Annotated in this window: 3 protein-coding genes; all 3 read left to right on the top strand. The window is 65.6% G+C overall.

The window, feature by feature from the left end; genetic code table 11:
• Positions 1-653: tripartite tricarboxylate transporter substrate binding protein (locus tag DBV14_RS12425; RefSeq protein ID WP_124459497.1), on the top strand; the 653-nt coding region annotated here is incomplete at its 5' end.
• A 64-nt stretch (positions 654-717) separates the two neighbouring features.
• Positions 718-1,629: a 5-dehydro-4-deoxyglucarate dehydratase gene (gene kdgD, locus DBV14_RS12430; protein WP_124459498.1), complete on the top strand. Its 912-nt coding sequence runs from the start codon at positions 718-720 to the stop codon at positions 1,627-1,629.
• Between the two features lie 56 nt (positions 1,630-1,685).
• On the top strand, positions 1,686-2,088 hold a 403-nt coding region (locus tag DBV14_RS12435), incomplete at its 3' end, for a nuclear transport factor 2 family protein (RefSeq protein WP_260397004.1).

Below are 2,088 nucleotides of genomic sequence, written 5' to 3' on the forward strand. Positions count from 1 at the left end.
CCAAGCTGCCCTTCGACCCGACCAAGGACCTGCGCAGCGTGGCCATGCTGGCCTACTCGCCGCACCTGCTGGTGGTGCACCCGTCGGTGCAGGCCAGCACGCTGAAGGAATTGGTCGAGCTCTCGAAAAAGAGCGACCTGAATTTCGCCGTCACGGCCAGCGGCAGCACCGCGCACCTGGCGGGTGTCGAGTTGCAGCGCAAGAGCGGCGCCAAGTGGGAATACGTGCCCTACAAGGGCGGCGTGCAGGCCGTGCTCGACACCGTCGCGGGCCAGACGCAGGTGCTCATGAACGGCATGCTGGCCACCTACCCGCATGTGCAGAGCGGCAAGCTCAAGCTCATCGCGGTTTCCAAATCGACGCGCATGCCGCTGATCGGCAACGTGCCGACCATCGCGGAGCAGGGCGTCCCCGGCTACGAGTCGGGCACATGGCAGGGCATGGTCGCGGCGCGCGGCACCCCTGACGCGGTGATCGCCCGGCTCAACCGCGAGCTGGTCCGCATCATCCGCACGCCCGACATCCGGGCGCGGCTTGCGGGACAGGGCGCAGAGGTCGTGACCATGACCGCGCCCGAGCAGGACCAGTTCTTCGCCAAGGAGCGCGCGCGCTGGGCGCAAGTCATCAAAGAAGCCAACGTCAAGCTCGATTGAGCGGCCGGCCTCTTCTTTCCCTCATTTCATTTATCTCTCTCTCAATTTCACTGGACGTATTCCGATGAACCCGCAAGAACTCAAGACCATCATGGGCTCCGGCCTGCTCTCGTTCCCGCTGACCGATTTCGACAGCAACGGCGACTTCAACAAGAAGGGCTACATCGAGCGCCTTGAATGGCTCGCGCCCTACGGTGCCAGCGCACTGTTCGCGGCCGGCGGCACGGGCGAGTTTTTCTCGCTGACCGGCGAGGAATACCCCGGCATCATCCAGACGGCGGTCGACACCTGTCGCGGCAAGGTGCCGATCATTGCCGGCGCCGGTGGCCCGACGCGCTTTGCCATCCAGTGTGCGCAGGCCGCCGAAAAAGCCGGCGCGCACGGCATCCTGCTGCTGCCGCACTACCTCACCGAAGCCGGCCAGGAAGGCCTGGCCGCGCACGTCGAAGCCGTGTGCAAGAGCGTGAAATTCGGCGTGATCGTCTACAACCGCGCCACCAGCCGCCTGAAGCCCGACACGCTGGCCGGCCTGGCCGATCGCAACCCCAACCTCGTCGGTTTCAAGGACGGCGTGGGCGACATCGAAGCCATGGTCGCCATCTACCAGAAGATGGGCGACCGCTTCGCCTACCTGGGCGGCCTGCCCACTGCCGAGGTCTATGCCGCGGCCTACAAGGCCATGGGCACGCCGGTGTATTCGTCGGCCGTCTTCAACTTCATCCCGAAGACGGCGATGGATTTCTATCACGCGGTTGCCAACGACGACCTCGCCACGCAGCACCGCCTGTTGAAGAACTTCTTCATGCCCTACCTGGAACTGCGCAACCGCGTGCCGGGCTACGCCGTGAGCATCGTCAAGGCCGGCGCAAAGATCGTCGGCCACGACGCCGGCCCGGTGCGCGCACCGCTCACCGACCTGAAGCCCGCCGAAATGGAAGAGCTGAAGGCGCTGATCGAAACGCTCGGCCCGCAGTAAGCGGCCGCGCTTCGCAGTCGATCGCATCCGCAAAAAAATAACTGGAGACAAACGACATGCTCATCAGAAAACTCTTTCTCATCGCCGCCTCGGCCGCCGTGTTCTCGGGCTGCGCGATGGCGCCGGCCGCCGGCGGCGGCGCTGCTTCGGCGCAACCGGCGGTGGCCGCCGCGGCCGAGCGCCTGCGCATCGCCATGGTCGATCCGACCGCCGCCGCGCTCAACGCGCTGGTGGCCGACGACCTGAGCTACGGCCATTCGGGCGGCAAGGTCGACACCAAGGCCAGCTTCATCAGCGACCTGCTCGACGGCAAGTCGGACTTCGTGAGCATCACGATCACCGAGCAGACCATCAAGGTGGTCGATGCCAACACCGCCATCGTGCGCCACACGCTCGCTGCCGACACCAACGATTCGGGCAAGCCCGGCAAGGTGGCGCTGAAAATTCTCGGCGTCTGGC

Source organism: Variovorax sp. KBW07, assembly GCF_003852515.1.
Lineage (GTDB): Bacteria > Pseudomonadota > Gammaproteobacteria > Burkholderiales > Burkholderiaceae_C > Variovorax.